Origin of the sequence: Streptomyces sp. CT34 (genome assembly GCF_000805335.1) — a bacterium.
Classification (GTDB): Bacteria; Actinomycetota; Actinomycetes; order Streptomycetales; family Streptomycetaceae; genus Streptomyces.
In genome coordinates this window covers 934,678-939,960 of record NZ_KN708638.1, presented here as the reverse complement: position 1 = coordinate 939,960, position 5,283 = coordinate 934,678, and the positions used below count along the sequence as shown (strand labels likewise).

General features: G+C 70.8%; 6 protein-coding genes. 3 read left to right on the top strand and 3 right to left on the bottom strand.

Features of this window, described 5'->3' with window-relative positions; translation table 11 throughout:
* From RZ84_RS40545 to RZ84_RS04215, 3 genes are all read left to right on the top strand, one after another.
* Positions 1-466 (top strand): ABC transporter ATP-binding protein (locus RZ84_RS40545; RefSeq protein WP_241777568.1); only part of this gene is annotated, 466 nt, incomplete at its 5' end.
* A complete protein-coding gene (locus RZ84_RS04220; protein ID WP_043263140.1) occupies positions 456-1,331 on the top strand; it encodes an ABC transporter permease in 876 nt (291 codons plus the stop codon). The genes RZ84_RS40545 and RZ84_RS04220, both read left to right, overlap by 11 nt.
* Before the next feature lie 55 nt (positions 1,332-1,386).
* Complete coding sequence (locus tag RZ84_RS04215; protein WP_043263139.1) at positions 1,387-2,418, top strand: ABC transporter substrate-binding protein; 1,032 nt, start codon at positions 1,387-1,389, stop codon at positions 2,416-2,418.
* Positions 2,419-2,479: 61 nt separating this feature from the next.
* Here RZ84_RS04215 and RZ84_RS04210 read toward each other — a convergent pair whose 3' ends face one another.
* The 3 genes from RZ84_RS04210 to RZ84_RS38755 form a co-directional block, all read right to left on the bottom strand.
* Positions 2,480-3,478: a hypothetical protein gene (locus RZ84_RS04210; RefSeq protein ID WP_241777567.1), complete on the bottom strand. Its 999-nt coding sequence runs from the start codon at positions 3,476-3,478 to the stop codon at positions 2,480-2,482.
* On the bottom strand, positions 3,475-4,545 hold the full coding sequence (locus RZ84_RS04205; protein ID WP_043263138.1) for a trypsin-like serine peptidase: 1,071 nt from the start codon (positions 4,543-4,545) through the stop codon (positions 3,475-3,477). Before RZ84_RS04205 ends, RZ84_RS04210 begins: the two co-directional genes overlap by 4 nt.
* Before the next feature lie 288 nt (positions 4,546-4,833).
* The gene (locus tag RZ84_RS38755) at positions 4,834-5,271 is read right to left on the bottom strand and encodes a hypothetical protein (RefSeq protein WP_157878762.1); all 438 of its coding nucleotides are present in this window, start codon (positions 5,269-5,271) and stop codon (positions 4,834-4,836) included.
* Between the last annotated feature and the right edge of the window lie 12 nt (positions 5,272-5,283).

Below are 5,283 nucleotides of genomic sequence, written 5' to 3'. Positions count from 1 at the left end.
GGGGGGGGGGCCCCGCCAGTGGCTCGCCCGGGTCGGCCTCGCCGCCTTCGAGGACCGCTACCCGCACCAGCTCTCCGGCGGCCAGCGCAAGCGCGTCGCCCTCGCCGCTACCTTCGTCAACGACCCCGAGATCCTGCTCATGGACGAGCCGTTCTCCGCGCTCGACGTCCAGACCCGGGCACTGATGTCGGACGAGCTGCTGGACCTGTGGTCCGGAACCGGCGCCTGTGTCGTCTTCGTCACCCACGACCTCGAAGAGTCCATCGCCCTCGCCGACAAGGTCGTCGTCATGACCGCCGGCCCGGCGACCGTCAAGGAGGTCTTCGCCATCGACCTGCCGCGCCCCCGCCGGGTCGAATCGGTGCGGCTGGAGCCGCGGTTCATCGAGATCTACCGGGAGATCTGGTCCTCGCTCGGCGAAGAGGTCCGCATCACCCGCGAAAGGGGTGCCGCGCATGTCGCCTGAGACCGCCGCCGCACCGGCCGCGACCGGCAGGACCGGCGCCGCCGGATCCCGTACCCGGGCCAGGGCCCGGGCCGCCCGGAACCACAAGGTCCTCGTCCACGGCACCCAGGTACTGCTCCTCGTGGGGCTGCTCGGCCTCTGGGAAGGGCTGGCCCGCGCCGCCGTCATCGACCCCTTCAACTTCTCGATGCCGTCGAAGATCTGGGACCAGATCACCCAGTGGGCGGTCAACGGCACCCCGCAGGGCCCCCTCGCGGAACAGGTCTGGTACACGCTCTACGAGGCGCTGCTCGGCTGGGTCATCGGCGTCCTCGCCGGTGTCGTCCTCGGCATCGCGCTCGGCCGGATCCGCTTCCTGGCCGATGTGCTCGGCCCCTACATCAAGGTCCTCAACGCGCTGCCGCGGATCGTCCTCGCCCCCATCTTCGTCATCTGGTTCGGCCTCGGACCGGCCTCGAAGGTGGCCTCGGCCGTCGTCCTGGTCTTCTTCCCGGTGTTCTTCAACGCCTTCCAGGGAGCCCGCGAGGTCGACCGCAACCTGGTGGCCAACTCCCGGATCCTGGGCGCCGGTAACCGCCAGGTCACCCTCCAGGTCGTCATCCCCTCCGCCACCTCCTGGATCTTCACCAGCCTGCACGTCAGCTTCGGCTTCGCCCTGATCGGCGCCATCGTCGGCGAGTACATCGGCGCCACGAAGGGCCTGGGTCTGCTGGTCTACGCCTCCCAGGGCACCTTCAACTCCGCCGGCGTCTACGCGGCCATGGTCATCCTCGCCGTCGTCGCGCTGCTCGCCGAAGGGCTGCTGGCCTTCCTCGAAAAGCGGCTCTTCCGCTGGAAGCCGGCCGACCTCGGCGAAGCCCGCTGACGCCGGGAAGTCCACTGCCGCTCCTGCCCATCCGCCTCTTCACAAGGACGTGACCATGCGCACCCCACTCAAGCTCACCGCCGCAGTGGCCGCCGCTGGGCTGGCCCTCACCGGCCTGACCGCCTGCGGCGGCTCCTCCCCGGGGGCCTCCGCGGACGCCAAGGACGGCAAGCTCAAGATCATGGTGGGTGGTCTCGACAAGGTCATCTACCTCCCCGCCCGACTCGCCCAGCAACTCGGCTACTTCAAGGCCGAGGGCCTCGACGTCACCCTGCTCACCGAACCCGCCGGGGTCCAGGCCACCACCTCGCTGCTCTCCGGCGACGTCCAGGGCGTCGTCGGCTTCTACGACCACACCCTCGACCTCCAGGCGAAGAACAAGCAGGTCGAATCGGTGGTCCAGCTGGCGCAGACCCCCGGCGAGGTCGAGCTGGTCACCAACAAGGCCGCCGGCGACATCACTTCCCCCAAGGACTTCAAGGGCAAGACGCTCGGCGTCACCGGCCTCGGCTCGTCCACCGACTTCCTCACCAAGTACCTGGCGGTCAAGAACGGCGTGCAGACCGAGGATTTCCACACCGTCGGGGTCGGCGCCGGGCAGACCTTCCTCTCCGCCTTCCAACAGGGCTCCATCCAGGGCGGAATGACCACCGACCCGACCGTGGCCCAGGTCGTCGACAAGAACCTCGGCAAGGTGCTCCTCGACATGCGCACCCCCGAAGGCTCCCGGCAGGCGCTCGGTGGCCGCTACCCCTCCTCCAGCCTGTACATGAGCACGGACTGGGTGAACAGCCACAAGGACACCGTCCGGAAGCTCGCCGACGCCTTCGTCAAGACCCTCAAGTGGATGTCCACCCACACGCCCGAGGAGATCGCCGCGAAGATGCCCGCCGACTACGCGCAGGGCGGCAAGGACCTCTACGTCAAGGCCATCAAGAACACCCTCCCGATGTTCACCAAGGACGGCGTGATGCCCGCCGACGGCCCCGCGACCGTCGAGCGCGTCCTGAAGTCCTTCAACCCCAACCTCAAGAACGCCTCCATCGACCTGAAGAAGACCTACACCACCGAGTTCGTCACGAAGTGACCATCCGGCAGAGGGCTGCGACGCGGACGCCGTGCCGCGGACTCCGGGCCACCCCTCGGGATCAGCCGCGGAACCCCATGTGCACATGATCCCGATGGGTGTCGTCGGAGAAGAACTGGTCGGCCGCTCCCCCCGACAGCTGGAGCGGCCCGCCGACGTTGTACGACCCGGCGGCAGCCGCCGCCCGCATGAACTCCTCGACCAGCGCCCGCGACGTCCCCGGATCGACCACCGCATGCCCGTCGATCCGCCACACGTCGACGGCCCGCCCCCGCGGATGGTCGCTGGGCCGATCCGTCCCGAACACCTTCAGCGGATGCCCGGACCGCACCACGCTCACCTCGATCCGGTACGTACGGGACAGATCCAGCAGCGCCCGCACGACGCTCGCATGGACCTGCCCGCTGCGGATGTCCGCAACCGCCGCCGGTGGCAACCGGATCGACGACCCGGCATCCAGCAACCGCTGCGCCTCGGGACTCAGCGCCGCCGCCGGCGCCCCGGGCTCGGCCGGATGCAGGGCCGTCACCCGCCACCGCGGCCGGGCCTTTTGCAGCCGCACATCGACCGTCGTCCCGCCCGCCACCACCGCCCCGTCCCCGCGCCGCACCCACTGCCGGCACACCACCAGCACACTCGCCGAGTCCGCCAGAATTCCCCCGTACTGCGCATCCACCACCTCCAGCACCGCCTGCGCACCCCCGGGCCGCAGCGCCCCCGCCTGGTCGACCAGCGTCGGCGCCAGCCCCAGCGCCCCCACCCGCGCCATCGCCGCATCCCGCTCCCCGGCCGGCCAGGCACCGATGGCCCGCACCAGCTCCACGGCCCGTACCTTCACCTCCGGCTGCACATCCCCCGGACTGGGCCGCCAGACCGGGACCTTCGGAAGCTCGGCGGGCGTGCCGGTCGCAGAGGGGGTCGGCGAGGCGGGCGCGCCGCTCCGGCTTCCGCCCGCGCACCCGGCGCCCCCCAGCAGCACCGCGGGCGCCCCTTGGAGGAGCGTCCGCCGGCGGGGGAGCGGGCTGCCGGGAACGCGGTCCTGGCCTTCTGCGGTGCTCATACGAAGTTGACCTCCGCCCGCTCCAGCATCGGGTCGTCGACCAACTGCCACAGTGGCACGGCGTAGTTGCCCTCGCCGTACCGGCCGCCGAAGTGGAGGCCCAGGACACGGTGGTCGGCCAGGTCGATGACGGGGGAGCCGCTGTTGCCGCCCAGGGTGGAGCAGTCGTGGCGCATGATGTTCTCCTCCGGTTCCAGCCCGGTGGTCATGCCGGGCTGAAGTCGCTTGACGTTGTAGACATCCATGAAGATCCGGCGCATGGACTCCGGTTCGTTGCGGCGGCCGTCCCAGGCCGGGTAGCCGACGCAGTACACCGGGTGCCCCGGGAGATCGGGGGGTGCGTCCGCGGCCACCGCCAGGGGAGTGGGCAGCGCGCTGCCGCCGAGGTACGGGGATATCCGCAGCAGGGCCAGGTCGACGTCCTCGCGGATGCCCAGGACCTCGGTCACCTCGTACGAAGGGCCGCCGTCCGCCGGGTCGTCGGTGCCGGTGCACTCCTCGCCCATGTCGAGCGCGGCGCCCAGGCCCCGCCGGAAGGTCCAGCCGCCGCCCGTGCCGCGTGCGAACTCCGCCGCGACATGGCGATTGGTCATCACCACGTCCGGGCCGACCAGGAACCCCGTTCCGAGCCAGTCCAGGCCGGCGTGCCCGGAGATCTCCACCCGGCCCACCCGGGCCAGGGTCTCCCGGATCGCGGCCCGGTGGGCGTCGAGCACCGCCCAGTCGCCCTGCTGCGGCGCGAAGTCGTGGTTCCGCACGCGGATGGCGGGCCGCCCTTCGAGCAGGACGATGGCCTCCACACCGAACGACTCGTCGTCGCTGATCTCGTCGGTGCGTCCCGCAGCGAGCTTCTCCAGCCCGGCGGCGCCCGCCGACAGCACCCGGGTCCGCTCCTGCCGGGCGTACTGCGAGATCCGGTCGGCGGACAGTTCGTCGGCGGGCAGTCCCACCGGGGGTTCGGGGATCTCCCAGGACAGCTGGTCCCGCACCCGCGCCGCCACCTCGCACAGATCCGAGAAGATCCGCTCGGGCCCGGTCGCCACCGGTGATCGGCTCCGGTTGTGCATTGCGCCCTCCTCCGTCGCGTCGTCGAGATTGCCGGGTGCCCTTCGGTCGATGGATCGACGGGTCGTGCGGCGTGTCCAGCTCCGTGCCGAACTCCGGGTACCGGCCACCGAGTTGCCGCCCGTCGGCGATCGGCGTGACCGCCTCCCGGATGGACAGGGTGGGCCGATCGATGTCGACAGCGGCGAACGCTCGAAGTCGTCAGAGGTGAACGGAAAGGCGCCGGCACACGCGACCGGGAACCCGCAGGACGGATCCGGCGCGGAGTCCGGCAGGAACGTGGCGAGCAGTCAGGCCGCCTCCCGGTACGCCCGGCGGGTGTCGGCCCACGGCCGGCGGCGACTACCCGCCCCTCGGCGGTACGCGACGGGCCGACTTCTGCATTGCCTCCTTTTGTCATGCTTCCATCCAGCTTGTGCGCATGCAAGGTGATCGAAGATCTGCTGTACCGGCTGTCTGGCCGGCGGCTGCGACGGATATCGGCCGATCCCGTAGTGGTTGTTGCTGTCGTCGGTGACCGGCAGCCCCACCTCCTGTCCTCGCTCCCTCGGCACCTCGTAGGCCACCACGGATCCCAGGCCGCGGCCGACGGTCATCGGCGGCCCGGCGTCCAACCCGTCCAGCCCGGCGGGGCCGCATTCCCGCCACGCCCCGGAAACGGTCAGCGCCACGCATTCCCCGGGATCGGCGAATACCCCGGATTCCGCCGCCCGCGCGGATTCCGTCATTTCCGTTACTGA

Coding starts and splice junctions, on each gene's coding strand:
- RZ84_RS04205 (WP_043263138.1), bottom strand. CDS start 4,545: ATGCACAACCGGAGCCGATCACCGGTGGCGACCGGGCCCGAGCGGATC.
- RZ84_RS04210 (WP_241777567.1), bottom strand. CDS start 3,478: ATGAGCACCGCAGAAGGCCAGGACCGCGTTCCCGGCAGCCCGCTCCCC.
- RZ84_RS04215 (WP_043263139.1), top strand. CDS start 1,387: ATGCGCACCCCACTCAAGCTCACCGCCGCAGTGGCCGCCGCTGGGCTG.
- RZ84_RS38755 (WP_157878762.1), bottom strand. CDS start 5,271: ATGACGGAATCCGCGCGGGCGGCGGAATCCGGGGTATTCGCCGATCCC.
- RZ84_RS04220 (WP_043263140.1), top strand. CDS start 456: ATGTCGCCTGAGACCGCCGCCGCACCGGCCGCGACCGGCAGGACCGGC.